Raw genomic sequence first — 25,780 nt, forward strand, 5'->3', positions numbered from 1 at the left:
TTTGTGAGATGGAAGGCGTTTTCACGCTGCTGCTATGATAAATAGGCAAACAAGTTCATTCGATGGAGGTTGGGGCATGCATACAAAAAAATCGACCCTCTTGCTCTGCTCGACGCTGCTGCTCGGCATGACGGCTTGCAGCAACGGCGGCGGCAACGATGGCGGCGACGGCGGCAATAGCGCCGCGGGCGCTTCGCCAAGCGCGTCGTCAAGCGCCTCGCAGCAGACTGCCGATTCGAGCGCAGCCGCATCCGGAGAAGATCCGTTCGGCAAATACGCCGAGACGGTCATGGTGTCGCTGGGCAGACAGGGCGTATCAGGCAACAACCTGCCTTCCGGCGATACGCTGGAGAGCAACCAATATTTGAAGTACGTCGAGGATCGTCTCAACGTGAAGATCAAATACGATTTTTCGGTCGAGGATCTGGACGCCTACAATCAAAAGGTGACGCTGGCCATCGCGAGCAACAACATCCCGGACATCATGGTCGTCGACGAGCAGCAGTTCCAACGGATGGCCAAGGCGGGCATGCTGGCGGAGCTGACCGACGTCTACGACAAGTACGCGTCGCCGCTGATCAAAGAGTACTACGGCTCCTATACCGGCGACCGCGTGCTGAACACCGGGCGGATCGGCGGCAAGCTCTACGCGCTGCCCAACACGAACATCGACGGCAACTTCCAGCTGCTCTGGATGCGCAAGGACTGGCTCGAGCATCTGAACCTTGCGCTGCCGAAGACCGTGGACGACCTCAAGACGATCATCCAGGCGTTCGTCCAGAAGGACCCCGACGGCAACGGCCAGGCGGATACGATCGGTCTGCTCGGCGACACGTCGATCGCGACCGACGGCGGCTTCTTCACCTTCGATCCGATCTTTAACGCCTACCACAGCTATCCGAAGAGCTGGTTCCAGGATGCCGACGGCAATGTCGTGTACGGCTCCACGACGCCGGAGACGAAGCAGGCGCTCGGCGTGCTGCGGGAGATGTACGCGCAAGGCCTGATCGACAAGGAGTTCCTGACGCGAAAATGGGAGGACAACGCCGGTCTCGTATCCAGCGGCCGCGCGGGCATCCTGTTCGCGCCGTGGTTCGCCGGCTGGGCGATGTCCGACGCGGTCAAGGCGAATCCGAAGGCGGACTGGGTGCCGCTCGCGGTGCCGCTCGACGACGCGGGCAAGCGCAATATCGTGCCGTCGGTCCCTTCGGGCTCGTTCCTGGTCGTCAAGAAGCAGGCGAAGAACCCCGAGGCCGCGATCAAAATTTTGAACGTAGAGTACGAAGGCATCCGCCTGATCGACCCCGCCGCGCAGGAGCTTTATAAAGGCCTCGGCGTAGGCTGGCTGAACTATCCGCTGAACCTGCAGCTGGACTTCCAGGATTCGCTGGCGCGGGACGTGCCGATCTACGACAAGGTCGTACAGGACAAGGACAAGACCGGCCTGCCTGCGCGCATCCTGCCCCGCGTCGAGTCGGTGCTGAAGAACCAGGAGAATCCGAAGCAGGACATGGCGGCTTACGCCGATTCGCTGGCCTTCTACACGGCGGCGGCGGTCACCGGCGCCAAGGAGCTGAACAAGGTGGAGCCCGCGTACTACGGCAAGACCGAGACGATGCTCAAGCGCGGCGCCAACCTGGATAAGCTGGAGAACGAGACGTTCCTGAAGATCATTACCGGCACGTCGCCGCTGGACGAATTCGACAGCTTCGTCTCCACGTGGAAGTCCATCGGCGGCAACGAAGTCGCCAAGGAGATCAAGGAGGCGCTTCAGGCAAAGTAGCATTCGCGCTCGTTAAACGTGATCAGGGGCTGTCCGGCAAGTCAGGTCAGCCCCTTCTTTTTTGAATCGAATCTAGCGCATAGGTGGAGATGCAATGAATAACCGATCGTTTATCCGTCACTACCATTTCATGCTGCTGCCCGGCATCGCTTTGTTGCTCGTGTTCAGCGTCATCCCGATGGTCGGCATCGTCATCGCGTTCCAGGATTTCCAGCCGACGCTCGGCATCTTCCGCTCGGATTGGGTCGGCTGGGAAAATTTCCAGTACATGTTTGACTTGCCGGACAGCCGCACGATTTTCGTCAACACGCTGTCCATCGCGTCCTTAAAGATCGTGGCCGGCATGGCCGTTCCGTTCGTATTCGCATTGATGCTGCACGAAGTCATGAACATGAAGTTCAAGCGCATCGTCCAGACGATCGTTTATTTGCCTCACTTTATGTCCTGGGTCATTCTATCCGGCATTTTGGTTAATCTGCTGAGCCTGGAAGGCATCGTCAATCAGATCGTCCAGTGGTTCGGCGGCCAAGAGATCATGTTCCTGCAGAGCAATTCCTGGTTTCGGGTCATTCTGGTGGCGAGCGACGTCTGGAAGGAATTCGGCTTCAACACCATTATTTATATTGCCGCGCTGACCTCGATCAACGCGAGCCTGTACGAGGCTGCCGCGATCGACGGCGCCAACCGCTTTCAGCGGCTGCTTCACATCACCATACCCGGGTTGCTCCCCACGATCATCCTGCTGGCGACGCTCAGTCTGGGCAACGTGCTGAACGCCGGCTTCGAGCAGATTCTGAACCTGTACAATCCCGTCGTCTACCAGTCCGGCGACATCATCGATACCTACGTCTATCGCGCGGGCTTGCTGGAGATTCAATACGGCCTCGCTACCGCCGTCGGCTTGCTGAAGTCGATCGTCAGCTTCCTCCTGATCGCCGTCTCTTACTTGCTCGCCGCCCGTTTTGCCAACTACCGCATCTTCTGACAGGAGTGACGATTCATGATACGCGGAAGCAGCCGTGCCGTCGACTGGACGATCTATCTGATCTTGAGCCTGATCGCCTTTTTTTCCATCGCGCCGATTCTTAATACGCTGGCCATCTCGTTCAGCGGCAAAATTCCGGCGATGGCCGGCCAGGTTTTTTTCTGGCCGGTCGAATTTAATCTGAGCGCTTACGAATCCATCATGCGGGACCGCAATTTTTTCATTTCCTTCGGCGTATCGATCGAACGGGTGCTGCTGGGAGGCGCGATCAACTTCGTGATCACGGTGCTGATGGCTTACCCGCTGTCCAGAACCGCCAAGCTGTTTCCCGGCCGGAACGTCTACATGTGGTTCGTCATCTTCTGCATGCTTTTCAACGGCGGCTTGATCCCGTGGTACATGACGATCTATTCGCTCGGCCTGCTGGACTCGATCTGGGCGCTCGTGCTGCCCACGGCGGTGCCCGTGTTCAACGTCATCCTGCTGATGAACTTCTTCAAGGGCATTCCGAAGGAGCTCGAAGAGGCGGCCAACATGGACGGCGCGGGTCCCTGGAAAACGCTGTCCGTCATTTTCGTTCCGATCTCGCTGCCGGCGCTCGCGACGGTCACCTTGTTCTCGATCGTCGGCCACTGGAACGCCTTCTTCGACGGCATGATCCTGATGCAGCACAAGGAGCATTGGCCGCTGCAGACCTACATCCAACAGCTGATCATCAGCGTGAACTCGATCATGAATACGACCGATCCCGAGGAGATCAAGCGGCTGACCAACATGTCCAGCCAGCTGCTGAACTCGGCGAAGGTCATGGTTTCCATGGTGCCGATTCTGTTGATCTATCCTTTTCTCCAAAAATATTTCGTGAGCGGCATCGTGCTGGGCGCGGTGAAGGAGTAAGATGAAGAGACCATAAGAGCTGGAAGGGCGGATCGACCGTTGCTAGCGAAGTGGGGAAAATCGATCAAACTCAGACATAAGCTGTTCATCTCCTATCTCGCCGTCACTTTGATCCCGCTCTCGATTCTCGGCGTTTATTCCTATCAGCAGTCCAAAGAAGTGCAGCTGAAGCAGGCGAACGTCGTGCTGCAGGACAATCTGGGCAAGATCGACGACAGCCTGAGCTACAAGTTGCAGCGCTTCGACGCGGCGATCGAGCTTATCAGCTACAATCCGAACTTCTCCCACATTTTTAACGAAGAATACAAGAGCTACTATACGATGTACCTCGATCTGAAGGAGATCGTAGACCCGCTTATCAATACGACGACCTCGCTCAACAGCGACATTCAGCGGATCGTCATCTACACCGAGAACAACGTGACCGAACGCTTCAACTCGATCATGCCGATCTCTGCCGTGGAGCACGCCTACTGGTACAAGGAAGCGATGGAGACGATCGACACGCGCTGGTATATCGAAAACGGAAAGGTGTTCGGCGTCAGGCGCATCTTCGGCGACATCAACTACGACAAGAAAAACCTCGTCTACGTGGAGCTTGTCCCGGAATTCCTGCAAGACTCGCTGAATCTGCCCGATCTGCCGGAAGCCGCGGCGGTCATCGCCGACAGTCGCGGCAAGGTCGTATACGCGAGCGGGCCGGCTTCGGGGCGGATGGGGGACGCCGCGGCCCTCGTCGAGCGGCGGCTGCAGGGCGCGGCCGACGACCATCCGGAATATCTCTGGCTGCATCGCGAACTGAGAGCGTCCAACTGGTCGCTGTCCCTGATGGTGCCCGACGACGCGCTCACGATCAGCCCCTGGAAGATTCTCCGGGCGACGCTCATCATCGAAGGACTCTGCATCGTTGTCCTTCTGCTCGTCGGCTGGATTTTTTCCCGCGTGTTCGTCCGCCGGATCCAGCGCCTGAACCACAAGATGAAGCTGGTCGAGGAAGGGACGCTGACGATCAGTCTCAAGGTCCACGGAGGCGACGAGATCGGAGAGCTCGAATCGCGGTTCGGCAAGATGCTGGCCAGCATCAACCAGTTGATCGAAGAAAGCTACAAGAGCAAGATCGTTCAGCGGGAGGCGGAGCTGAGGGCGCTTCAGGCCCAGATCAATCCGCATTTTCTGTACAACTCGCTGTCGGTCATCAACTGGAAAGCCATCGACGCGGGCGCCGAGGACATCAGCCGGGTCGCGGGCATCCTCTCGACCTTCTACCGGACGACGCTTAATCAGGGCAACGACCTGATCCTGATCAAGGACGAGCTGCTGAACACGAAGTCATACCTCGAGATGCAGCTCATCATGCACGACTACAACTTCGACGTCGAATACGAGGTGGACGACGCCCTGCTGGAGCAGCGGATGATCAAGCTCGTCCTTCAGCCGATCGTGGAGAACGCCATCGAGCACGGCATCGACCAGAAGCGCGAGGGAAGAGGCATGCTGCGAATCTGCGGACGCATCGAGGAAGACGAAGAGACGCTCGTATTCACGGTGGAGGACAACGGGCCGGGCATGCCCGCCGGCGTCGCGGAGGAGGTGCTCGTCAAGCAGTCCCGCGGCTACGGGCTTCGCAACGTTCACCAGCGGATTCAGGTGCAGTACGGCAGCCGGTACGGAGTCGAAGTCGCGAGCGAGCCTGGCCGGTGGACGCGGGTGAGCGTGACGATCCCGGTCTCCGATGTTTGAGGAACGATACGCTGATGGAGGAACAATGTAAAGCGTAAGAGCCTCCCGCGCCTTCGCTTGAGCTGTGCTCCCCAGTTTCACGACAACCGTATGCGCACAATGAGAGATACCTTACTTACACTAACTTCTTGACGCTACCTGACGCTACCGTCGCAGAGACGGCGATCGTGCCCATTGGCGCTTTATCGGGCATGGAGTTGCACGGTTTTTCCGCGTTACTCCGCTCTCAGGTGTCGTGTACTGCGGAGTTGCACGGTTTTTCCGTGTTACTCCGCTCACAGGTGGCGGTTTCGTCCAATCTGCATAGCGTCCGAAAGAATCGTATCCGTGTTCGAAAATGTACGTATACGCCGACGGAACCGCCAGCTCGTCCAAGACTCCGAAACGACGCCTGTAGAAAGCGCGATATGCTGCGGATGAACGGATTGCGTGTTCGCCAAACCGAAGCTCAAATGCAGTAACCGCATGTTGCCCCCGCTGGACGTACGCCCATTTGACGCGTTGGGCATCGATGGAAGTCGTGGTTGCATCCACTATAGTCAGCGTACCGATTTTGGCGAGGCTTGGTCCGGATAGTCTTCGCCAAGCGCTGTCATGACTTGCTTATCCAGCGCTTTAAGCGCATTCGCGGGCAGCGACTGCGGCTTACGATGCAGGCTCGAAGCATGGATGGAAGGTAACTGTGTAGATAGCATTAGGGCGCCCTTTAGGGTCGCCCTAATTTTTCGCTTTTGCAGCTGGTGCAGCACGGCGTAAATCATCAATCGATTAAAAGTACAGGATTTTTTCCTCAAACATGCTCATCAGCGTCGCGAACCGGTCCAACAGTTGCTGTAAGGGCAAAAAGTTACTTTACAGCTTCGCGAACCGGTCCAAATGGTGATGTAAGGGCAAAAAGTTACTCTACAGCTTCGCGAACCGGTCCAAATGGTACTGTAAGCGCAAAAAGTTACTCTACAGGCTCGCGAACCGGTCCAAATGGTACGGTAAGGGCAAAAAGTTACTCTACAGCGTCGCGAACCGGTCCAAATGGTACGGTAAGGGCAAAAAGTTACTCTACAGCGTCGCGAACCGGTCCAAATGGTACGGTAAGGGCAAAAAGTTACTCTACAGCGTCGCGAACCGGTCCAAATGGTACTGTAAGGGCAAAAAGTTACTCTACAGCGTCGCGAACCGGTCCAACAGTTGCTGTAAGGGCAAAAAGTTACTCTACAGGCTCGCGAACCGGTCCAAGTGGTACTGTAAGGGCAAAAAGTTACTTTACAGCTTCGCGAACCGGTCCAAATGGTGCTGTAAGGGCAAAAAGTTACTCTACAGCTTCGCGAACCGGTCCAAATGGTACTGTAAGGGCAAAAAAGTTACTCTACAGCGTCGCGAACTGGTCCAAATGGTACTGTAAGGGCAAAAAGTTACTCTACAGGCTCGCGAACCGGTCCAAGTGGTACTGTAAGGGCAAAAGTTACTCTACAGGCTCGCGAACCGGTCCAAATGGTACGGTAAGGGCAAAAAGTTACTCTACAGGCTCGCGAACCGGTCCAAATGGTACGGTAAGGGCAAAAAGTTACTCTACAGCTTCGCGAACTGGTCCAAATGGTACTGTAAGGGCAAAAAGTTACTTTACAGCGTCGCGAACCGGTCCACATGGTACTGTAAGGGCAAAAAGTTACTCTACAGCTTCGCGATCGCGATGTTCATTTATGATAGAATGAGAAAAAAACGACGAGGTGCGGCGATGCTGCCATTGCAGAGGAAGCAACTGTTGATCGATTACCTGGCGGAAAAAGGCGTGGCCACCATGCGGGAGCTGAGCGAACGCTTCGGCGTGTCCGAGATGACCGTCCGCCGGGATCTGAACGCGCTGGAGCAGGAGAACGTGATCCGCCGCTCCCACGGCGGCGCCGTCTACCTGGGGACGAGGGCGGGGCCGGGACAGGACGCGCAGGGACAGGATTCGCAGGGACAGGACGAGCCGGCGCTCACGGACAAGCAGGCCCACAATCGGGACGTCAAGGAAAGCTTGGCGGCTTATGCCGCGCAAAGGTTCGTGACCGACGGCGATATCGTGGCGATGGAGAACGGCACGACGGTGTCCTATATGGTCGACCGCCTCGGGCAACTGAACGAGCTCACCCTGCTCACCAACGGCCTGGACACGCTGAACCGGTTCCGGCCGTACGCCGGCGACCGGCGGAGCGCCATCGCTTGCGGGGGGCATTCTCCGGGAAAAGTCGGGCACGTTCGTCGGTCCCCTGGCCGAAGAGTTTTTCTCGCGGTATCAAGCCGATACGCTGTTCCTGTCCGCGCTCGGCTATACGCCGGAGATCGGCTTCACCGATCCGAACCTGATGGACACGCAGGTCAAGATCGCGATGATCCGCGCGGCGCGCCGCGTGGTCGTGCTGCTCGATTCCTCCAAGATCGGCAAGCGTTTTTTCGCCCCGGTCGCGGCCTTGAAGGATATCGACGTCTTCGTGACCGACGCGGGCATCTCCCGGGAGGACCGCGAGCTCATCGAGAGCAGCGGCGTGGAGCTCCATATCGTGTAGCGTGTTATAGCGGAGATCTAACGATTTCGAACAAATTATCACACGCAGAATATGTTCATTTGTGATTGAATATGATAATATATGATCAGATCACGCAAAAGGAGCTGTACGACATGCCACCACGCTACGACAAAGAGCCCTTCATCGCGATCAAGGGACGGGATGACGAGGTATGGGCAGGCTACGAAGCGATCGCGGCCGAGCTCCGCTCCGCCATCGATCGCCTGGGCCAAGGCAAAGCCGTCGTCGTCCTGGAATGCTACCCCGGCGTCCGGCAGGAGGAGATCGTCGCGGGCTGCGAGCGGGCGCTCGGCGCCTTGACGGTCGTCCGCGCCGAAGAAGCTGCGCTGCCTCCCGCGGAGGTAGACCGCATCGTCGGACGCTACATGACGGATGATCGGGTATTCGGCTACATGGCCCCCTTTCAAGTAGAAGAGTTCTATGACCAGGCGCGGATCGACGCCCTGCGCGAGCGGATCGACGCGGTCCGCGAAGGCGTCGTCCTGATCGTCGGCTTCGGCGCGTCGCTTATCGCGGACGGAGACCTGCGCGTCTATGCCGATCTGGCGCGTTGGGAGATCCAGCAGCGCTACCGTTCCGGCGAGCTGGGCAACTGGCGGACGGAAAGTCGCGAACGCGACATCCTGCGCCTGTACAAGCGGGGCTTTTTCTTCGAATGGCGCATGGCAGATCGGCTGAAGAAGCGGCTGCTCGGCTCGATCGACTATTACCTGGATACGAACGTCAAGGCTTCGCCCGTCATGGCGACCCGCGAAGCGCTGTTCGACGGCCTGGCTCAGGCGGCGGCGCGGCCGTTCCGGCTGGTGCCCTACTTCGATCCCGGCGTATGGGGGGGCGAATGGCTGGAAGCGCATATCGACCTGCCCAAGCGGGAGCATCCGTATGCCTGGGGCTTCGACGGCGTCCCGGAGGAAAACAGCCTGTACCTCCGCTACGGCTCGCACCGGCTAGAGACGCCGGCGATCAACCTGGTATTTTTCCGCTCGATCGAGCTGCTTGGCGAGAAGGTGTACGCGCGATTCGGCGCCGAGTTCCCGATTCGCTTCGACTTCCTGGACACGATCGGCGGCCAGAATCTGAGCCTGCAGGTGCACCCGACCGCGGAATACATCCGCGAGCAGTTCGGCATGGCCTATACGCAGGACGAGAGCTACTACATTCTGGACGCCGCGCCCGGTGCCGAGGTGTATCTGGGGCTGCGCGACGGTATCGAGCCGGCCGCGATGATGTCCGAGCTGCGGCGGGCGCAGGCGGGCGGATATTCCTTCCCGGCGGAGGAGTATACGAATACGTTCCCGGCGAAAAAGCACGACCATTTTCTCATTCCGGCCGGCACCGTGCATTGCTCGGCCGCAGGCTGCATGGTGCTGGAGATCAGCGCGACGCCTTACATTTTCACGTTTAAGCTGTGGGACTGGGATCGGCTGGGCCTGGACGGCAGGCCGCGCCCGGTGCATATCGATCATGGCGAGCGGGTCATTCGCTGGGACCGGACGACGAAGTGGACGGAGACGCAGTGCGTCAACGTCGTCGAGCCGCTCGCGGAGGGGGGAAGGCTGGCGAGAGGAGCGCACGGGGCTGCACGAGCTCGAGTTCATCGAGACGCGTCGTCACTGGTTCTCGGAGCCGGTCCTGCACGAGAGCAACGGCAGCGTGCATATGCTCAACCTGATCGAAGGGGAGGAAGCGACCGTCGAGAGTCCGGACGGCGTATTCGAGCCGTTCGTCGTGCGGTACGCCGAGACGTTTATCGTCCCGGCATCGGTCTCCGCGTATACCATTCGGCCGAGCGGCGCCAGCGAAGGCAAGACGGTGGGCACGATCAAGGCTTACGTCCGGGCATAGGGGGAACAGGGCATGACATCGTCCATGGTGATCGCGCTGGATGTCGGCGGCACGCAGATTAAGGCGGGGGCCGTCGTGGACGGGAAAATCATCGAAGCGAGCGTCGGACATTACGAATCCGGCGCCGGCCTGGCGGCGGGGGGATACGATCGAACATTTCGCGGCAGTCGTCGCGGACGTCCTCCGCAAGTCGGGGACGGATGCCCGCGTGGACGGGCTCGGCCTCGCTTTTCCCGGACCGTTCGATTACGAGGCGGGCGTCAGCCGCATCCGGGGGCTGGGCAAGTTCGAAGCCTTGTACGGCCTGCCGGTTGGCAGCCTGCTGGAAGAAGCGCTGCGGGTAGACGAGCGGACGGGCAGCCGGCTGGCGCCGCATTTTCGCCTCGCGTTCGAGAACGACGCCGCGCTCTTCGGTCTCGGCGAGACGGGTCCCGGCGGGGCCGCGGAAGGGGCGGGCCGCGTCGTCTGCCTGACGATCGGCACGGGTCTCGGCTCGTGCTTCCTGGAGGCGGGGCGCCTGGTGAAGACGCGCGCGGACGTGCCGGGCGACGGCTGGCTGTACGCCACGCCGTACAAGAACAGGATGGCCGACGACTATATCTCGCGAAGAGGCGTCCTGCAGCTCGCTCCGCGGTTCGGCTTCGCCGATGCCGGCCTGGACGTCAAGGATCTGGCGCTGCTGGCGGACGGCGGAGACGCCGCCGCGCTGCGACTCTTCCAACGCTTCGGCGAGCGGATGGCGGAGATTCTGGCGCCGCCGCTCCTCCGGTTCCGGCCGGAATCGATCGTGCTCGGCGGACAGATCTCCAAGAGCGCGCATCTGTTCGCGCCTTACTTCCGGCAGGCGCTCGCGGCGTCCGGCTTGCAAGCGGAAGTCCGGGTCGGCCGCGATACGCTGACCGGCACGCTGCTGGGCATATACAGGTTTATGACGGGGACGACTTTCTTGACGGGAGGAGAACGTTAATGCCGAGCTTGAATAAAAAGTGGAAGTTATACGTGATCCACCATTCGCACACGGACATCGGCTACACGGAGAGACAGGAAAAGATCGAACAATACCAGGTCGACTTTATCCGGCAGGCGCTGGAGATCAGCGAAGCCTCTCATACGGCCGAGCATCCCGAGTGGAAGGGCTTCAAGTGGACCTGCGAGGCGTACTGGGCCGTCGAGCGGTTCCTCGAAGAAGCGACGGACGAGGAAAAGGACCGCTTCGTGCAGGCGCTCCGCAGGGGCGATATCGAGCTGTCCGGCACGTACTTGAATATGACGGAGCTGGCAGGCTACGAGCTCCTTGCCGACATGGCCGGACGGGCCGGCAAGTTCGCGGCGTCGCACGGCCTGCGCGTCCGCTCGGCGATGACGGCGGACATTAACGGCTACAGCTGGGGCTATTCGCAAGCGATGGCGGACGCCGGCATCGAACATCTGCTGAGCTGCATCCATACGCATCACGGCATGTTCGCGATCGGGCGCAAGCAGTTCCCTTTCTATTGGGAGACGCCCAAGGGCGACCGCCTGCTTGTCTGGAACGGCGAGCACTACATGATCGGCAACGATCTCGGCCTCAATCCGGACGGCACGTTCTCTTACTCCATCCAGGACGAGACGCCGATCCGCGGGATCGCCGAGGATCACTGGCAGATCGCGGAGACGAGGATCGGCCGGTATCTGGCCCAATTGGAGAAGGAGAACTACCCGTACGACTTCACGGTCGTGAACGTCTCAGGCCAGCTGCGCGACAACGCCGCGCCGAACGGCCGCATCGTGAGCTTCATTCAGGCGTGGAACGCGAAGCACGGCGACCGGATCGAGATCGAGATGACGACGCCGGACCGCTATTTCGACCTGGTGAAAAAGCAGGACGTGCCAATCCCCGTCTACAGAGGCGATTGGCCGGATTGGTGGTCCGACGGCGTCGCCTCCACCGCCATGCACACCCAGATCTTCAGAGGCGCCCAGCGCGCGCTGTCCGTCGTCGGGCGGCTCGACCCGGACGGCCGAAGCGTCAAGCCGGCCGATATCGAGGAAGCGAAGCTGCAACTGGCGATGTACGCCGAGCATACGTGGGGCTACCACTCCTCGATCTCCGAGCCTTGGCATCCGATGGTGCAAGAGCTCGGCGTTCGCAAAGAGGCGTACGCCGCCCATGCGAGCCGCCTCGTCCAGCGTTCGCTCGACCGCGTGCTGCGGGCCCGCGGAGACGTGCTGCTTCGAGCGAGCCGCGCGTTCACGTTTACGGTCGTCAATTCGTTCGATTATCCGGTCACGGATGCGGCCTATTTTTACCTGGAGGAGAACTGGGAGGCCGACTACTTCAGACAAGGTCTGGAAGTGGCGGACGAGCGGACGGGCGAGGTCGTGCCGCATCAGCAGGAGACGGTGAGCCGGGGCTACCAGATCGCGATCATGGCCAAGCTCGGCGCGCGGGAAGAGAAGCGCTACGTCATTCGCGAGGCTACGGCGAAGCCCGCAGGGCGCACGACGAGCAGCACGCGTCTAATCGGCGCGGACCGGATCCACGATATCCGGGACCTGGTGCCGCTGGCCGGCGCCGCCGATCAAGCGGCCGTGACCGAGAACGGCATCGAGACGCCGCATATGCGGATCGCGTGGCGGAGCGGAGCGGGCATCGTCTCCTGGGTCGACAAGGGAACGGGCAAGGAGCTTATCGATCCGAACCAGGCGCACGCCGCTTTTACCCCCGTATACGAAGTGACGGCAGGCGAGCACGGCGACCAGATGACGGTCCGCCGGATCATGGGCCGCAACCGCAAGGGCATGAACGCGAAGCGCTCCGCGGGTACGCTGACCGGCGTCAGAGCGATAACGGACGGCCCGCTGTACGCGGTCGTGGAGCTGCGCTACGAGGTCGAAGGGATGAGCCACTACTCGCTGTTCCTGAAGGTGTACAAGGACCAGGCGCGAGCGGACGTCTCCGTGCGCATGCACAAGACGAGCGTGTGGGAGCCGGAAAACGTGTACGTGTCCCTGCCGTTCCTGCGGACGGACGGCGGCGAGCTGTGGTTCGACAAGGCGGGGGCGGCCGTCCGGCCGGGCATCGACCAGATTCCGGGCACGCTGACCGACTTCTACTGCATCCAGGACGGACTGGCGCTCGTGTCGCCGTCGGGAGGCCTGGCGATCGCGACGCCGGATACGCCGCTGATGCAGACCGGACCGCTCGCGTTCGGCGAGCGCAAGGTGCAGGGCCAGGCGCGGGACGAGGCGCCGACCTTGTACGCGTGGGTGCTGACGAATTACTGGGAGACCAACTTCAAGGCGACGCTGGGCGGCTTTTACGAATTCCGCTATACGCTGCAGTGGGGCGGGGCGCTGAATACGGCAGAGAATGCCCTGGGCGTCAACCGCAGCGTAAACGCGGGTACCGTGGCGTTTAGAAGCGTATAAAAAGGATTGTTCTGTTTCCTCCAAAAGGTTGTCTTCATGGCCTCCCGGCCTTGAGGACGGCCTTTTAAGCGTGTCCTTTCCCTTTCATTTAAGGTCCGTTAAAGGTTCGGCGTCTAATTTAAGGTCAAGAAGACACGAATCGAGAAGGGGATGTGCGATTATGTTGCGGAAAAAACGGTGGGCCATCATGATGGCGTTCGCTTTGGCGGTTACTTCCATGCTGGGGGGCTGTACGTCGGGCGCGACGCAGACTTCATCCAGCGCATCGACGCAGACTGCCGCGCTTGGATATGCGGACGAGATGGACAAAACCAAAATCATGACGGTTCAAATCTCTGCGGACGAGGCCGAGTGGCAGTCGATGCTGGACAACGCGGCTGCGGAGGAATATATCTCGGCCGACATCACCATCAACGGCACGACGATCAAAAACGCGGGCATTCGTCCAAAGGGCAATTCCAGTCTGTCCTCGATCGTCAAAGACGACACGACGGACCGTTACAGCTTCAAGATCAAGTTCGACGCGTACGTTAAGGGTCAAACCTGGCAGGGGCTCGACAAGCTCGTGTTGAACAACAATTTTTCCGATGCGACCAGCCTGAAGGAATACCTGTCCTACGACATCATGTCGTATATCGGCGTGGATGCGCCGCTGTATTCATTCGCCGACATCTCGCTTAACGGCAAGACATGGGGATTGTATCTGGCGGTCGAGGATGTGGACGGCAGCTATCTGGACCGTGTCGACGGCGGCGAAGGCGAGCTGTACAAGCCGGAGAACGAGATGGGCGCAGGCGGGCGGCCTGACCGCGCGCAAGACGCAGTCGGCGCGACCGCATCCTCGCCGGCGGCTGCAGAAGACGGGACCGGAACCGTGCAGAATACCGCGCAAAATACCGCGCAGAATACCGAGCAAAGGAGGCCGGATCGGCCGAATGGCGGCGGCATGGGCGGGATGAGCGGCATGGCGAACAACGGCGTCTCCCTTCAATATACGGACGACGAGATCGGCAGCTATTCGGCGATCTTCGACAATGCCAAGACCAAGACGGACGAAGCCGACGAGCAGCGCGTGATCGCGGCTTTGAAAAATCTCGGAGAAGGCAAGGACCTTGAAACCTACGTGGATGTGGACGCCGTGTTCAGGTACTTCGCCGCGCATACGGCGGTCGTCAATCTCGACAGCTACGTATCCAATATGGGCCACAACTATTATCTCTACGAGAACGACGGGCAGATCAGCATCCTTCCGTGGGACTACAATCTGGCCTTCGGCGGCTTCCAGTCGGGCAGCGCGTCGGATGTCGCCAACTTCCCGATCGATACCCCGGTGTCCGGCGTGAGCCTGGAGGAGCGCCCGCTGCTGGCGAAGATGCTTGAGGTGCCCGCGTATCTCGCGACGTATCATCAGTATTTGCAAGACATCGTGGACGGCTATTTTGCCGACGGCAAGTTCGAACAGAAGGTGGATACGCTCAGCGCGCTGATCGCCGAGTATGTTAAAAACGACCCTACGGCCTTTTACGACGACGAGGCCTTCGAAGCGGGCGTCACGGAGCTGAAAAAGCTGGGCGCGCTTCGCGCGGAGAGCATCCAGGGACAGCTGGACGGCACGATCCCTTCGACGACGGAAGGCCAGAAAGCCGATTCGAGCGCACTCGTCGACGCCTCGTCCGTCAATCTGCAGGCGCTCGGCTCGCAGGGCGGCGAAGGCGGTCGGGGCGGCCCGGGCGGCCAGGGAGGTCCGAACGGTCAGGGAGGTCCGAACGGTCAGGGCTTCCCGGGCGGTCAGGGCGATCGAAGCGGCCAAGGCGCTCCCCCCGGAGATGAGCGGGCAAAATCGCGGGACGGGCCAGCAGGGCTAAGCCCGTCGGCTCGTTGACGGAGATCGCGTCCGTCGGCGTCCCCCGGTGTCGGGCCGGACGGGCGCCGGCTTGCCGATCCCGTCTTTGCCGCTTTCGGTCAAGACGGCCGGCAGATCGCCGCTTTGCAGGGTCAGCCTATCCCCTCTCCCGTCGCCGCTTTCGCATTTGCGGTTGCGCCCGATTTGGTCTCGCACTCGCGGAATGCGGCGTGCGTGCAGCCCACGCATTGTTTGGGGTTCACCAGCGTCAAGAGGCGGTCGATCGCCTCGCCCGTATGCGCGAAAAAGCGGTCTTCGCCGATTCGCGCGTACAAGCCCGTTTTTTTGATCAATCTCAAGGGCTGCTGCTGGATGCCCGAGATCAGGACGACTCCGCCCGACTGCCCGGTATCCTTGACCAGACGCGCCAACTTGGCCTCGGCTGTCGTATCCAGATAGGGAACTTTAGACATGCGCAGCAGAACAATGGCAGGCCGCTGTGCGGTCATGTCGGCGATGAATTGTTCGAATCTATGGGCCGTACCGAAGAACAGCGGTCCTTCGGGAGTAAAAATACCGGCCTGGGGACAGTCGTGATCTTCCCTGACCATGTAGGCCTTCACTCTTTTGGATTTGTCGGCCGCGTCGGGCAGCACCTTGACCACCTTCAGCTGCTCGCTCATTCGCTTGACGAACAGAAGTCCGGACAAGATTAAGCCGACTTCGACGGCTGTCGTTAAATTGGCGAGCACGGTTAGCAAAAAGGTGATCAGCAGCACGAACGAATCGCTTGTTCTCGATTTGAGGATATGGGCGAACGCCTTGCGCTCGCTCATATTCCATGCCACGAACATCAGGATGGGGGCCATGCTCGCGAGCGGAATATCGGACGCATAGGGCGCAAAAAGCAGGAGCACGAGAAAAACGACAATACCGTGTACGATGCCGGATAACGGCGAGACAGCCCCGTTTTTAATGTTCGTCGCCGTTCGAGCAATGGCGCCGGTCGCCGGGATCCCTCCGAATAGAGGCGCCGCCATGTTCGCGATGCCTTGCCCGATAAGCTCGCGGTTGCTGTCATGACGGGTGCCCGTCATGCCGTCGGCCACAACGGCCGATAGCAGAGACTCTATTCCCCCCAGCAGGGCGATCATAAATGCGGGCTGGATCAAGACTTTTACGCGGTCCCAGGTGATCTCGGGAAAATGGAAATGAGGCAGCGTGCCGGGGATCGCGCCGAATGAAGAGCCGATCGTCGCGACATGCCCCTGGAAGAACAAGGCCGCGATAACGCTCGATGAGACGAGTCCGGCCAATGAGCCGGGAACCTTGGGCAGCCATGCCGACGTCAGCAGGATGGTCGCTAGACAAATAGCCGCCGTTGCAAGACTGTAGAGATGGGCGGATGACAGGTGCGTCCCTATTTCGCTCATGTTGGGCAAAAATTGCTCGTGCTTTTTCATCCCGGAAAGTCCGAGGAAATTCGCGATTTGACCGGTGAAAATAAGAACGGCGATTCCGGCCGTAAACCCGACCGTGACGGGACGGGGGGATATATCTGATTAATACGCCGAGCTTGAATAGGCCCATGAGGATAAGGATAATTCCGGCTAAAAATCCTGCAATCAATAAATTTTCGTACCCGTACTGCAAGACGATAGCGAATAGAATGGGAATAAAGGCGCCGGTCGGACCGCCGATCTGAAATCTGGAGCCGCCGAGCAAAAGAAATGGCGATACCCGCAACGATGGTTGTATATATGCCGTACTCGGGCTTGACCCCGGAGGCAATAGCAAACGCCATTCCCAGCGGGATGGCGATAATGCCTACGAGCACCCCGGAAACAAGATCTTTGCGAAAAGCCGCTGCGTCAAGCTGCCGATACCTGCCGGTCCATCTCATTCATACACCTTCTATTATCATATATTTGATTATTTGAATATATACGAAATGTAATGCCTGAGCGCCAAACAGTCAAACGCTGAAATGGAAGGTGTATCTCCAAAAAAGGAAAGGAAAACGAAAAAAAACAAGGTGCACCTTGAAATTGCGCAGGGATGCCCTTGTTTTGTCGCTTATGGTTCGTTTCGAATGACTTCGAGCAGCGAGATCGCGTCGACGAGATGATTGTCGAATATTTGCTTCGCCACGGCCAGCAGCTCTTTGATCAGCGGATCTCGCAAGGAGTAAATCACCGACGTCCCGTCCTTGATGCCGCTCACCACGTTTTTATTCCGAAGGACGGACAGCTGCTGAGAGACGGCGGAGCCCTCCGAGCCGAGGATGCTTTGCAATTCGTTCACGTTTCTGTCGCCTTCGGATAGCACTTCAAGTATCCGGATTCTCATCGGGTGAGCCAGCGCCTTGAAAAAATCGGCTTTAAACTGTTGTATATTTTGGTTCGGATTCATCGTCCATTCTCCCCAATGCCTGAACTTTTGAATATATGAATATGATAGCACATTTCCAATCGGCCATCCGCAAAGTCGCAAGCCGGCGCATCGATTGTTATTGAGCGGAATCTACATTATAATGCTCTAACATTCAAACTTCTGAATATTTGATTCTTATTTAAAGGTGGGAGCGAATGCCAAGCTTCGACAACCCGGACGCCATACGCACGAATATGAGCAGACAGACGGTTATTCAGCTGGGCGTCGATGCATTAAGCGATGTCGGATCCGACTTGCTTTGCAAGGTCTGTATCAAAAACGGGGGGTTCTTGCTGCATAGGTTGCCGTTATCTTGCCGACGGCATCGGATGCAAGATGCGCAATACAAGCTGTACGGCATGGCTTTGCGGATTTCTGAAGTATTTATTGTATGCGACGGGATTGCTGGAGGAGTGGCACCGCTTTTGGAAGCAAGTCCCGGGCCAGGACTATCGCGAAGACTTCACGCCGCCGTTTATTTTCGTGGAGGGACCGCTGCATATGCCGAATATCCGGACGCTTAGCGAGGCGCTGGCGGCCGATCTCCAGGAGCTGGCAGCCGAATCTATGGCGACCGGATTCATTCTGACGCTTCGGGAGAAAATAGATCGATACGTCGATCAATGGGAGCTCTGCAAGAACGATCGCAAAAAGCGCATTAAAATCGAAAGAAACATTCAAGTTTTAACGCGTCCGTTTCATCGATTCCAGGCCGAGCTTCGGGAATACCGGTCGAACGGCTCAAGCATGGAATAGAAAAGACGAACGGATACACGAAGCTTTGGAAAAGCATGACAGGCAGTCACGCCGGGCGGGATAGATCGCCCGGCAGCCGCAGGCGGATGACCGTGCCGCTGTCCGGGCGGGATTCGGCGGAGAGACCGTAGGCTTCGCCGAACGTCAGCCTGATCCGGTCGTTGACGTTGAGCAGGCCAAAGCCGCCTTCGCGGCTGTCGTCGGACGGACGTTCGAACAGCCTGGCGGCTTGGTCGGCCGTCATGCCGCGGCCGTCGTCCCGCACGATGACGCACAGCGTCCGGTCCGTCTCAAGCGCCGCAGCGACAACGATCGTCCCGCGCTTGCGCTCGGTCTCCAGTATGCCGTGATAGACGGCATTCTCCACGATCGGCTGCAGCATCGTGCGCAGTACCAGGCATGCCTCCAGTTCGGGTTCCGCCTCGATTCGCAGCTCGATCGCGTGCTCATAGCGCATGTTCATAATGCCGATATACGCACGAATATGCTGGAGCTCGGCCCGCAGGGGCACGAGCTCATGGCCTTTGGACAGGCCGAGCTTGTAGAACTGCGTCAGCGCCCGCACCATGCGGGAGATGTCCGGCACCTGATGCGCGATGGCCAGACAATTGATCGTGTCGAGCGAGTTGTACAGCAAATGCGGGTTGATCTGGGCCTGAAGCGTCCGCAGCTCCGCGTTCTTCAGCGCCTGACCCATCTGGAATTGCTCCTGCACGAGCCCGTTCATCCGCCGCACCATGTAGTTGAAGCTGCCCACCAGCTCGCCGATCTCGTCCTTGCCGCTCTCGGTCATGACGACCTGCAGGTCGCCGCTCTGCACGCGGCGCATGCGTTCGGACAGCCGCTTGATGCGCTTGGTGCTCAGATCGGAGTAAAAATAAGCGAAGACGTACGCGATCGCGGTCACGACGATCATCGTGATCAGCATCCGGTTGCGCAGCGCCGACAGCGGCTGCAGCGCCTCCTTCAGCGAGACGCGCGATTCGAGCGTCCACGAGGTGCGCGGGACGGCAGCGATGCGCGTCAAAACGGACGAAGCTTCGCCGTCTCCGCCCTCGGGACCGGATACGGCGAACAGGCTGGCGTCCCCGTCTCCGGCGTCATTCAGGAGCTTCACTTCGCTGGAGGCCGTGATCCGGGCGTCCGATACGATTCGCTCTAAATCGGCGAGGGGAATATCGACCCGCGCGACTCCGATCTGCTGCGTGAAGTCCTGGATATTCCAGATCGTCCGCGCCACGGAGACGACCGGGACGCGCTGCTCCCCTTCCTCCGGGACGAACCAGTAAGCGGACAAGCCGGCATTCTTCAGCTTCACGTACCAAGGCTTCAGGTCGAGGCTCGACAGCGGATACAGGCGCGCACCGTCGTTCGAATAGACGAAGCGGTCGTCGATATACAGCATGACCTGGTAGACGCCCTGGGATTTTTCGATATTGTTTAAAAAAAGGCGTGAGCTTGTAGTAGTCCGTCAACTGCGCGGGAATCTCGTACTGCTCGACATTCGTGGATAGAATCGCATTGACCTGCCCGTCCAGCGTAACGGTGTTGAGCGCGCCGACCGCCTTGTCGGCCAGGCTGTCCAACTGACGTACGGCTTCGCCGAACACCTGGTCCGCAGATTGCATCGTCTGCCGCCGCATGACGTCCGCGCTCCGATGATACGAGAACCAGGTCAGCACGGCCATCGGGACGAGAATGAGCACGACATAGGACAGAAACACCTTGCGCTGCAGGCTGAGACGGTTCAGGACGCGGTAGAGCGGCAGCAGCGGGGCGCCCCTCATGACAGTACCCGCCTCCGGTAGTCGGAGGGCGTATACCCGCATTCTTTTTTTGAACAGGCGCGCGAAGTACTTGACGTCCGAGTAGCCGACCAGCGCCGCGAGCTGATGCAGCTTGATGGCCGGATCGGCGATAAGCGTCTTGGCCCGCTCCATCCGCACGGACGTCTGATAATGATTGATCGTAACCCCCATCTCCTGCTTAAAAATCATGCAGACGTACGATGGCGTCAGATAAAGATGGCTTGCCAGCGCATTGATGCTGAAGTCAGGCTCGCAGGCGCGCTGCTCGATGTATCGTTTGGCTTTGTCTGCGGCGAGCCGTCCGCCCTCCTGAACGGCCCCTCCGGCGCTTGCGGCGCCTCGCTCTTCCCGTGCATCGGGCTTGGCATGAACCGTCCCGGTCCATCCCGCTCCGGCATCGCGGCGCGTCTGCCGCCCCGCTTCTTCCTCGCACGCCGACACCGCCGAACCGACGGCCCGCGACACCTCGTCCAGGTCGACCGGTTTTTCTACATAATCCACGACGTTCAGCTTGATTGCCGACTTCAAGTAGTCGACCTCCGAGTAAGCGCTTAAAATAATGACCTTGCTGCGCGGCAGACATGTCCGAAGCTCCCGGGCCAGCGCCAGTCCGTCCATGCGCGGCATACGAATGTCGGTCAGGACGATGTCCGGCGCGTAGCGCCTCGCGATCTCCAGCGCACGCACGCCGTCGTCGGCCTGCTCGATGTCCCCGATCCCGAGCGCCCGCCACGGAATATGGTTCGCCAGCGTGTTGCGCGTCGTGCGCTCGTCGTCTACGATCAGCAGCTTAAGCAAGCGCTTTCCCTCCTCTTTTACTGTAGTATAGCGCATCTGTTCGGGAAGACAATCGGCGCTTCCTTCCATTGCGCAACTCTATAATTTTGTCTATCCGATTGGCATAATACCACCCTATCGCATCCATGTAAGCGGTTTATATAATGGAGTCATCCTAGGCGCATCACCCACTCAAGCAAAAAGGATGTTGATCGGCATGCACAACAGGAGCGGCCAAAGCTCATGATTAAGGAACTGCGCAAGCACAAGGTACTCTTCGCGATGATGGTCCCGGCGGTCGTCTACTTTTTCCTGCTCTGCTATCTGCCGATGGCCGGCACGGTGCTGGCGTTCAAAAACTACCGGTTTGACAAAGGCATCTTCCTTAGTCCCTGGGCGGGCCTGGACAATTTCGAGTTTTTCTTCCGCTCGGGCAAGGCGCTGCTGGTGACGTCCAACACGGTGCTTTACAACGCAGCCTTTATCGTGAGCGGTCTGCTGCTGCAACTGGCCGTCGCGATCGTGATCGCGGAGATGGGCGGTCGCTTCCTGCGCAAGGCCGCGCAGTCCGTCCTGCTGTTTCCGTTTTTCCTGTCATGGGTCGTCGTCGGCGCCATCGTCTACAACCTGCTCAACTACGACTATGGTTTCCTCAACGTGTTGCTGCGCGCGGTCGGACTGCAGCCGATCGACTTCTATTCGTCGCCGGGGTGGTGGAAGTATATTCTGCTGTTCTTTCACAATTGGAAATACGTCGGGTACAATTCCCTCGTCTACCTCGCGGCGATCATCGGCATCGACCGCAGTCTGTACGAGGCCGCTTCGATCGACGGCGCCAACGTCTTCCAGCGTATCCGGCGCATCACGCTGCCGCTGATCGTTCCGACCACCGTCATTATGGTGCTGCTGTCGGTCGGCAACATTTTCAGAGGCAACTTCGATCTGTTCTACCAGCTTGTCGGCAGCAACGGACTGCTGTTCAACGCGACGGACGTCATCGATACGTTCGTATTCCGCTCGCTGCTCTCCTCCCAGGATATCGGGATGTCGGCCGCGACGGGACTGTACCAGTCGGTCGTCTGCTTCGCCGTCATTCTGGCGACCAATGCGCTCGTGCGCCGGGTGCAGCCCGATTATTCGCTCTTTTAAGGAGGCGCCCATGGCTCACTATACGAAAGACCGCATGCTGTTCAACATCCTGGGCTGCGCGTTCATCGGGCTGCTCTGCCTGCTCTGCATCGTCCCGCTGCTGCTCATCTTAAGCGGTTCGCTGTCCGAGGAGGAGGCGCTCGTGCGGCACGGCTTCCGGCTCATTCCGGAGCATCTGTCGCTTGCCGGCTACGAGCTGGTGTTCAAGGCGCCGGGCGATATTGTCCGCGCGTTCGGGGTGTCGCTGTTCGTGCTGATGGCCGGCACCGCGCTCGGCACGTTCCTGACGGCGATGACGTCGTACGTGATCGGGCGCCGGGACTTCAAGTACCGCAATTACTTTTCCTTCTATATCTACTTCACTTCCGTCTTCAGCGGCGGTCTCGTGCCCTGGTACTTGCTTATGGTGAACTACTACCATATGAAAGATAATCTGCTGGCGCTGATCCTGCCGCTGCTGATGAATGTATTCTACATCCTGGTGATGAAAAGCTTCTTCGCTTCGATCCCCGAGGCGATCGCCGAGTCCGGCAAGATCGACGGGGCCGGGGAGCTGCGTATTTTCCTCACGCTTATGCTGCCGGTGGCGAAGCCGGGGCTTGCGACGATCGCGCTGTTCATCGGGCTCGGCTACTGGAACGACTGGTCCAACGCGATGCTGTTCATTCACGATCAGAATCTGGTTCCATTGCAATACTATCTGTACAATCTGATGAACAAGACCGAGATGCTGAACAATCTCGCGGGCAAGACCGGGATGCCGATCCCGGACATTCCGAAGGAGACGTTCAAGCTCGCGATGACCGTCATCGTCATTGCGCCCGTGTTTTTCGTCTACCCGTTCCTGCAACGGTTCATTGTCAGCGGCGTTACCGTCGGCTCGGTGAAGGGCTGACCAACTTATTCAGGGGGGAAATCTTTTATGGCTGTAAATAAGACAGGCTTGGTTCTGCTGGTCACCATCCTATTCGCCGTCCTGCTCGCCGGCTGCGGCGGCTCCAATAACGAGAACGGCGCAGCTTCCTCGGCGGCCGCCTCCAAGCAATCCGCTTCTGCTGCCGTCGCTTCGGACGATGCGGCTCAGGGAGACAAAGCCGATACGTCCAAGCCGGTGACGCTCAAGATGGTGCTGATCAGCGACGGCGCGCCGGACGCCAAGCTCGTCTACGAGGAGGTCAACAAGAAGCTGCAGCAGGATATCAACGCGACCGTAGACATCGAGTTTATCCCGTTCGCCGACTGGCAGAAGGCGTATTCGCTCAAGTTTGCCTCCGGCGAGGACTTCGACCTGATCGTGACGGCGACTTGGGGCCAGTTCGCCGATTATGCGCGCAAGGGCGCCTTCAAGGCGCTGACGCCCGAGCTGATGAAGACGTATGCGCCGCGCACGCTCGAGAGCTCCAAGCAGGAGGTGCTGGACGCCGGCACCGTAGACGGCCAGCTGTACGCGCTGCCGATGAACTACCGCGAGATCTCTGTGTACGGCTACGTCGTGCGGGGCGATCTGATGAAAAAGTACGGCATTAAAGCCATCGATTCGCTCGACGACTACGAAAGCTACCTGAAGGCGGTCGCCGAGGACGGCAGCGGGCTGGTACCATGGGAAGCGACCTCGTACGATAACTGGATCATCCCGCATATGCAGCTGCAGGAGCTGCGCGACCGATACGAGATGGGTACGCTTGGCGTGAGCGTCGACCTTGCCACGAATCAGATCGTCGATGCGTCGGCTTCCGATCCGCAGGCGCTTGCGCTCTATAAGCGGATGAAGACGTGGAACGAGAAGGGCTACATTTCCAAAAATTCGCTTGTCAACAAGGTATCCTCCAAGGATTCGTTCGTCAACGGCAAGAGCGCGACATTTCTGACGAACTTGCTTGACGCGAATGCGACCTTCCAGACGGTTCAGGCCGCTCATCCGGATTGGGACGTGCGGTTCTACCCGATCAACACAAGCAACAAGGTCGTCGCCAATTCTTACATGGCGAACGGCATGGCGATCAACGCCAAGTCCAAAAATCCGGAACGTGCGCTCATGCTGCTCGACCTGTTCAAGAACGATGCCTGGTATAACCAGACGACGACGTACGGGCTTCAGGGCAAGCACTGGGACCGGTCGGCCGACGGCAAGCTGATCCTGCTCCCCGACAGCCCCAACTATCCGCCTGACGGCACCTGCCCTTGGGGCTGGCGCGATGAGCGCTACTATTTGACTTCGAAGGACGGCCTGCCGAACTTTGACGAGGTGATGAAGTCGCAGCGCGACCGCGTAGCCCTTACGAAGCTGAACGATTTTCAGCCGGACCTCGACAAGATCAAGACGCAGCAGGCGGCGCTTGCGGACGTGGCCAGCCAGTATCAGGCGCCGCTCACGCTCGGCTTCGCCAAGGACGTCGACAAGGCGTACGACGAGTTGCTGGCAAAGCGCAAGCAAGCGGGCTTCGAAAAGCTGCAGCAGGAGCTGCAGGCGCAGATCGACCGGTACGTCGCCGCGAAGTAAGGGACGTTCGGGAGGAAGGTGTGGAGCGTGCAAGAGAAGGGGCAAGGAAACGGACAAAAAAAACGAGCCGGAGAACGGGTCGGGCGGCGTGAAAGAGAACGCGTCCGTCGTCCGGGGACCGGACGCGTACATGCGGCGTCTCTACGCAGAGTCGCAAGCGCGTCGGGAGCAAGCGTCCGCCGGCGAGCGCTTCGATGCGATGCGGCTGCGGCTCCGGCGCCGCCTGCGGGCGGCGCTCGGGCTGGCGGCGGCGCGCGGCGGTGCGGACGGCGAGGCTGGCGGCGGCACGGACCGGGCGGGAGCGCGATCTCTATCCGAAGCCGTACCGGATGCGGAGGGCTCGCCGTCCGGCGAGCCGATGTTCGATCCGCCAGCCGCGAGGCTGCTGGAGCGGGAGGCGTGCGAACACTACACGCGGGAGCGGATCGAGCTGCAGACGGACGAGGGATTGACCATGCCTGTATATGTGCTTATACCGACTGCAGGCAAGGGACCTTACCCGATCGTCGTAGCTTGCCACGGACACGGCTATGGAAGCCGGGAGGCGGTCGGGCTGGCGGCGAATGGCTCGCCGCTGGGCGCGGACACCGGTATTCACAGGCAATTCGCGGTTGAGCTGGCGCTGCGCGGCTTTGCCGTCGCCGTGCCGGAGCTGCTCGGCTTCGGCGACCGCCGGCTGCGCGAGGACATCGAAGCCGGACCGGGCGTCTACAGCTGCTTCCGCATCGCGGCCCATCTGCTCATGCACGCTCGCACGCTGGCGGGCCTGCGCATCGCCGAGACGCTGCGCGCCGTCGATTATATGTCCGCGCGTCCGGAATGCGATGCCGAGCGGATCGGCTGCATGGGCTTCTCCGGCGGGGGGGCTCGTCGCCGGGTTCGCCGCTGCGCTCGATGAACGGATCGGCGCGACCGTCCTGTGCGGCTACGCGAATCTGTTCAAGGACAGCGTGCTGGCGACCGCGCATTGTCTGGACAACTATATCCCCGGTCTGCTCGAGATCGGCGAGATGCCCGATCTGCTCGGGCTGATCGCACCGCGCCGTCTGCTGCTGTCCTCGGGCACCGAAGATCCGTTGTTCCCGGTCGGAGCGGTGAGGGAGGCATGGGACAGGCTGCGCGAGATTTACACCGCCGCCCGGTTTGATCGCGGCCAGTCGGCTGAGTCGATGCCGATGCCCGCGCTTCATCTGTTCGAAGGCGGACATGAAGTGAATGGAACCGTCGCCTACCCCTGGCTCTGCCAATGGGCGCACGAGACGGGTCCAGGACAAGAAGGAGGATGA

Annotated in this window: 17 protein-coding genes and 2 pseudogenes; 15 read left to right on the plus strand and 4 right to left on the minus strand. The window is 59.6% G+C overall.

The genetic code is table 11. The features are described from left to right. Positions 1 to 76 precede the first annotated feature (76 nt). The 9 genes and pseudogenes from OMP40_RS19215 (at position 77) to OMP40_RS19255 (ending at position 15,110) form a co-directional block, all read left to right on the plus strand. Positions 77 to 1,783: an extracellular solute-binding protein gene (locus tag OMP40_RS19215; protein WP_277533770.1), complete on the plus strand. Its 1,707-nt coding sequence runs from the start codon at positions 77 to 79 to the stop codon at positions 1,781 to 1,783. Between the two features lie 94 nt (positions 1,784 to 1,877). After that, on the plus strand, positions 1,878 to 2,768 hold the full coding sequence (locus OMP40_RS19220) for an ABC transporter permease (protein ID WP_277533772.1): 891 nt from the start codon (positions 1,878 to 1,880) through the stop codon (positions 2,766 to 2,768). Positions 2,769 to 2,783: 15 nt separating this feature from the next. Further along, positions 2,784 to 3,665 (plus strand): carbohydrate ABC transporter permease, encoded by an 882-nt coding sequence (locus OMP40_RS19225; protein WP_277533773.1) that lies wholly within the window; start codon positions 2,784 to 2,786, stop codon positions 3,663 to 3,665. A gap of 39 nt (positions 3,666 to 3,704) precedes the next feature. Then, positions 3,705 to 5,405: a sensor histidine kinase gene (locus OMP40_RS19230; RefSeq protein WP_277533775.1), complete on the plus strand. Its 1,701-nt coding sequence runs from the start codon at positions 3,705 to 3,707 to the stop codon at positions 5,403 to 5,405. A gap of 1,732 nt (positions 5,406 to 7,137) precedes the next feature. Further along, entirely contained in the window at positions 7,138 to 8,016 is an 879-nt protein-coding gene (locus OMP40_RS43140) for a DeoR/GlpR family DNA-binding transcription regulator (protein WP_277533776.1), read from the plus strand. A 48-nt stretch (positions 8,017 to 8,064) separates the two neighbouring features. Next, positions 8,065 to 9,817, plus strand: a pseudogene (locus OMP40_RS19240) (class I mannose-6-phosphate isomerase). A gap of 40 nt (positions 9,818 to 9,857) precedes the next feature. After that, a complete protein-coding gene (locus OMP40_RS19245; RefSeq protein WP_277533778.1) occupies positions 9,858 to 10,784 on the plus strand; it encodes an ROK family protein in 927 nt (308 codons plus the stop codon). Next, on the plus strand, positions 10,784 to 13,228 hold the full coding sequence (locus tag OMP40_RS19250; protein ID WP_277533779.1) for a glycoside hydrolase family 38 N-terminal domain-containing protein: 2,445 nt from the start codon (positions 10,784 to 10,786) through the stop codon (positions 13,226 to 13,228). Before OMP40_RS19245 ends, OMP40_RS19250 begins: the two co-directional genes overlap by 1 nt. A gap of 160 nt (positions 13,229 to 13,388) precedes the next feature. Next, positions 13,389 to 15,110 (plus strand): CotH kinase family protein, encoded by a 1,722-nt coding sequence (locus OMP40_RS19255; RefSeq protein WP_277533781.1) that lies wholly within the window; start codon positions 13,389 to 13,391, stop codon positions 15,108 to 15,110. Between the two features lie 113 nt (positions 15,111 to 15,223). On the opposite strand, the pseudogene OMP40_RS19260 reads toward OMP40_RS19255, so the two are convergent. Further along, positions 15,224 to 16,974, minus strand: a pseudogene (locus OMP40_RS19260) (SulP family inorganic anion transporter). A gap of 173 nt (positions 16,975 to 17,147) precedes the next feature. After that, positions 17,148 to 17,483, minus strand: a complete 336-nt coding sequence (locus OMP40_RS19265; protein ID WP_277533783.1) for an ArsR/SmtB family transcription factor — start codon at positions 17,481 to 17,483, stop codon at positions 17,148 to 17,150. A gap of 357 nt (positions 17,484 to 17,840) precedes the next feature. Between OMP40_RS19265 and OMP40_RS19270 the strand changes: the two genes are divergently transcribed. Next, on the plus strand, positions 17,841 to 18,260 hold the full coding sequence (locus OMP40_RS19270; protein WP_277533785.1) for a hypothetical protein: 420 nt from the start codon (positions 17,841 to 17,843) through the stop codon (positions 18,258 to 18,260). Positions 18,261 to 18,306: 46 nt separating this feature from the next. Here the strand turns inward: OMP40_RS19270 and OMP40_RS19275 are convergent, their stop codons facing one another. Next, on the minus strand, positions 18,307 to 19,377 hold the full coding sequence (locus OMP40_RS19275) for a sensor histidine kinase (protein WP_277533787.1): 1,071 nt from the start codon (positions 19,375 to 19,377) through the stop codon (positions 18,307 to 18,309). After that, the gene (locus OMP40_RS19280; protein ID WP_277533789.1) at positions 19,361 to 20,866 is read right to left on the minus strand and encodes a response regulator transcription factor; all 1,506 of its coding nucleotides are present in this window, start codon (positions 20,864 to 20,866) and stop codon (positions 19,361 to 19,363) included. The genes OMP40_RS19275 and OMP40_RS19280 overlap by 17 nt, the downstream gene beginning before the upstream one ends. A gap of 222 nt (positions 20,867 to 21,088) precedes the next feature. Here OMP40_RS19280 and OMP40_RS19285 point away from each other — a divergent pair, with 222 nt between their 5' ends. The 5 genes from OMP40_RS19285 to OMP40_RS19305 all read left to right on the plus strand — a co-directional run bounded on the left by OMP40_RS19285 (position 21,089) and on the right by OMP40_RS19305 (position 25,780). Beyond that, a complete protein-coding gene (locus OMP40_RS19285) occupies positions 21,089 to 21,994 on the plus strand; it encodes an ABC transporter permease (RefSeq protein ID WP_277533791.1) in 906 nt (301 codons plus the stop codon). A 10-nt stretch (positions 21,995 to 22,004) separates the two neighbouring features. Beyond that, the gene (locus OMP40_RS19290) at positions 22,005 to 22,889 is read left to right on the plus strand and encodes a carbohydrate ABC transporter permease (RefSeq protein WP_277533793.1); all 885 of its coding nucleotides are present in this window, start codon (positions 22,005 to 22,007) and stop codon (positions 22,887 to 22,889) included. 27 nt (positions 22,890 to 22,916) lie between these two features. Beyond that, positions 22,917 to 24,494: an extracellular solute-binding protein gene (locus OMP40_RS19295; RefSeq protein WP_277533795.1), complete on the plus strand. Its 1,578-nt coding sequence runs from the start codon at positions 22,917 to 22,919 to the stop codon at positions 24,492 to 24,494. Positions 24,495 to 24,582: 88 nt separating this feature from the next. Continuing rightward, positions 24,583 to 25,392 carry a dienelactone hydrolase family protein gene (locus tag OMP40_RS19300; RefSeq protein ID WP_277533796.1) on the plus strand — a complete coding sequence of 270 codons (810 nt, stop codon included), beginning with the start codon at positions 24,583 to 24,585 and terminating at the stop codon, positions 25,390 to 25,392. After that, entirely contained in the window at positions 25,319 to 25,780 is a 462-nt protein-coding gene (locus OMP40_RS19305; protein WP_277533798.1) for an alpha/beta hydrolase, read from the plus strand. Before OMP40_RS19300 ends, OMP40_RS19305 begins: the two co-directional genes overlap by 74 nt.

This window comes from Cohnella rhizosphaerae (assembly GCF_029525575.1).
In the GTDB taxonomy this organism is placed as follows: Bacteria; Bacillota; Bacilli; order Paenibacillales; family Paenibacillaceae; genus Cohnella; species Cohnella rhizosphaerae.

Coding starts and splice junctions, on each gene's coding strand:
- OMP40_RS19285 (WP_277533791.1), top strand. CDS start 21,089: ATGATTAAGGAACTGCGCAAGCACAAGGTACTCTTCGCGATGATGGTC.
- OMP40_RS19225 (WP_277533773.1), top strand. CDS start 2,784: ATGATACGCGGAAGCAGCCGTGCCGTCGACTGGACGATCTATCTGATC.
- OMP40_RS19295 (WP_277533795.1), top strand. CDS start 22,917: ATGGCTGTAAATAAGACAGGCTTGGTTCTGCTGGTCACCATCCTATTC.
- OMP40_RS19245 (WP_277533778.1), top strand. CDS start 9,858: ATGTCGGCGGCACGCAGATTAAGGCGGGGGCCGTCGTGGACGGGAAAA.
- OMP40_RS19270 (WP_277533785.1), top strand. CDS start 17,841: ATGCGCAATACAAGCTGTACGGCATGGCTTTGCGGATTTCTGAAGTAT.
- OMP40_RS19290 (WP_277533793.1), top strand. CDS start 22,005: ATGGCTCACTATACGAAAGACCGCATGCTGTTCAACATCCTGGGCTGC.
- OMP40_RS19255 (WP_277533781.1), top strand. CDS start 13,389: ATGTTGCGGAAAAAACGGTGGGCCATCATGATGGCGTTCGCTTTGGCG.
- OMP40_RS19215 (WP_277533770.1), top strand. CDS start 77: ATGCATACAAAAAAATCGACCCTCTTGCTCTGCTCGACGCTGCTGCTC.
- OMP40_RS19250 (WP_277533779.1), top strand. CDS start 10,784: ATGCCGAGCTTGAATAAAAAGTGGAAGTTATACGTGATCCACCATTCG.
- OMP40_RS19265 (WP_277533783.1), bottom strand. CDS start 17,483: ATGAATCCGAACCAAAATATACAACAGTTTAAAGCCGATTTTTTCAAG.
- OMP40_RS43140 (WP_277533776.1), top strand. CDS start 7,138: ATGCTGCCATTGCAGAGGAAGCAACTGTTGATCGATTACCTGGCGGAA.
- OMP40_RS19305 (WP_277533798.1), top strand. CDS start 25,319: ATGCCGAGCGGATCGGCTGCATGGGCTTCTCCGGCGGGGGGGCTCGTC.
- OMP40_RS19220 (WP_277533772.1), top strand. CDS start 1,878: ATGAATAACCGATCGTTTATCCGTCACTACCATTTCATGCTGCTGCCC.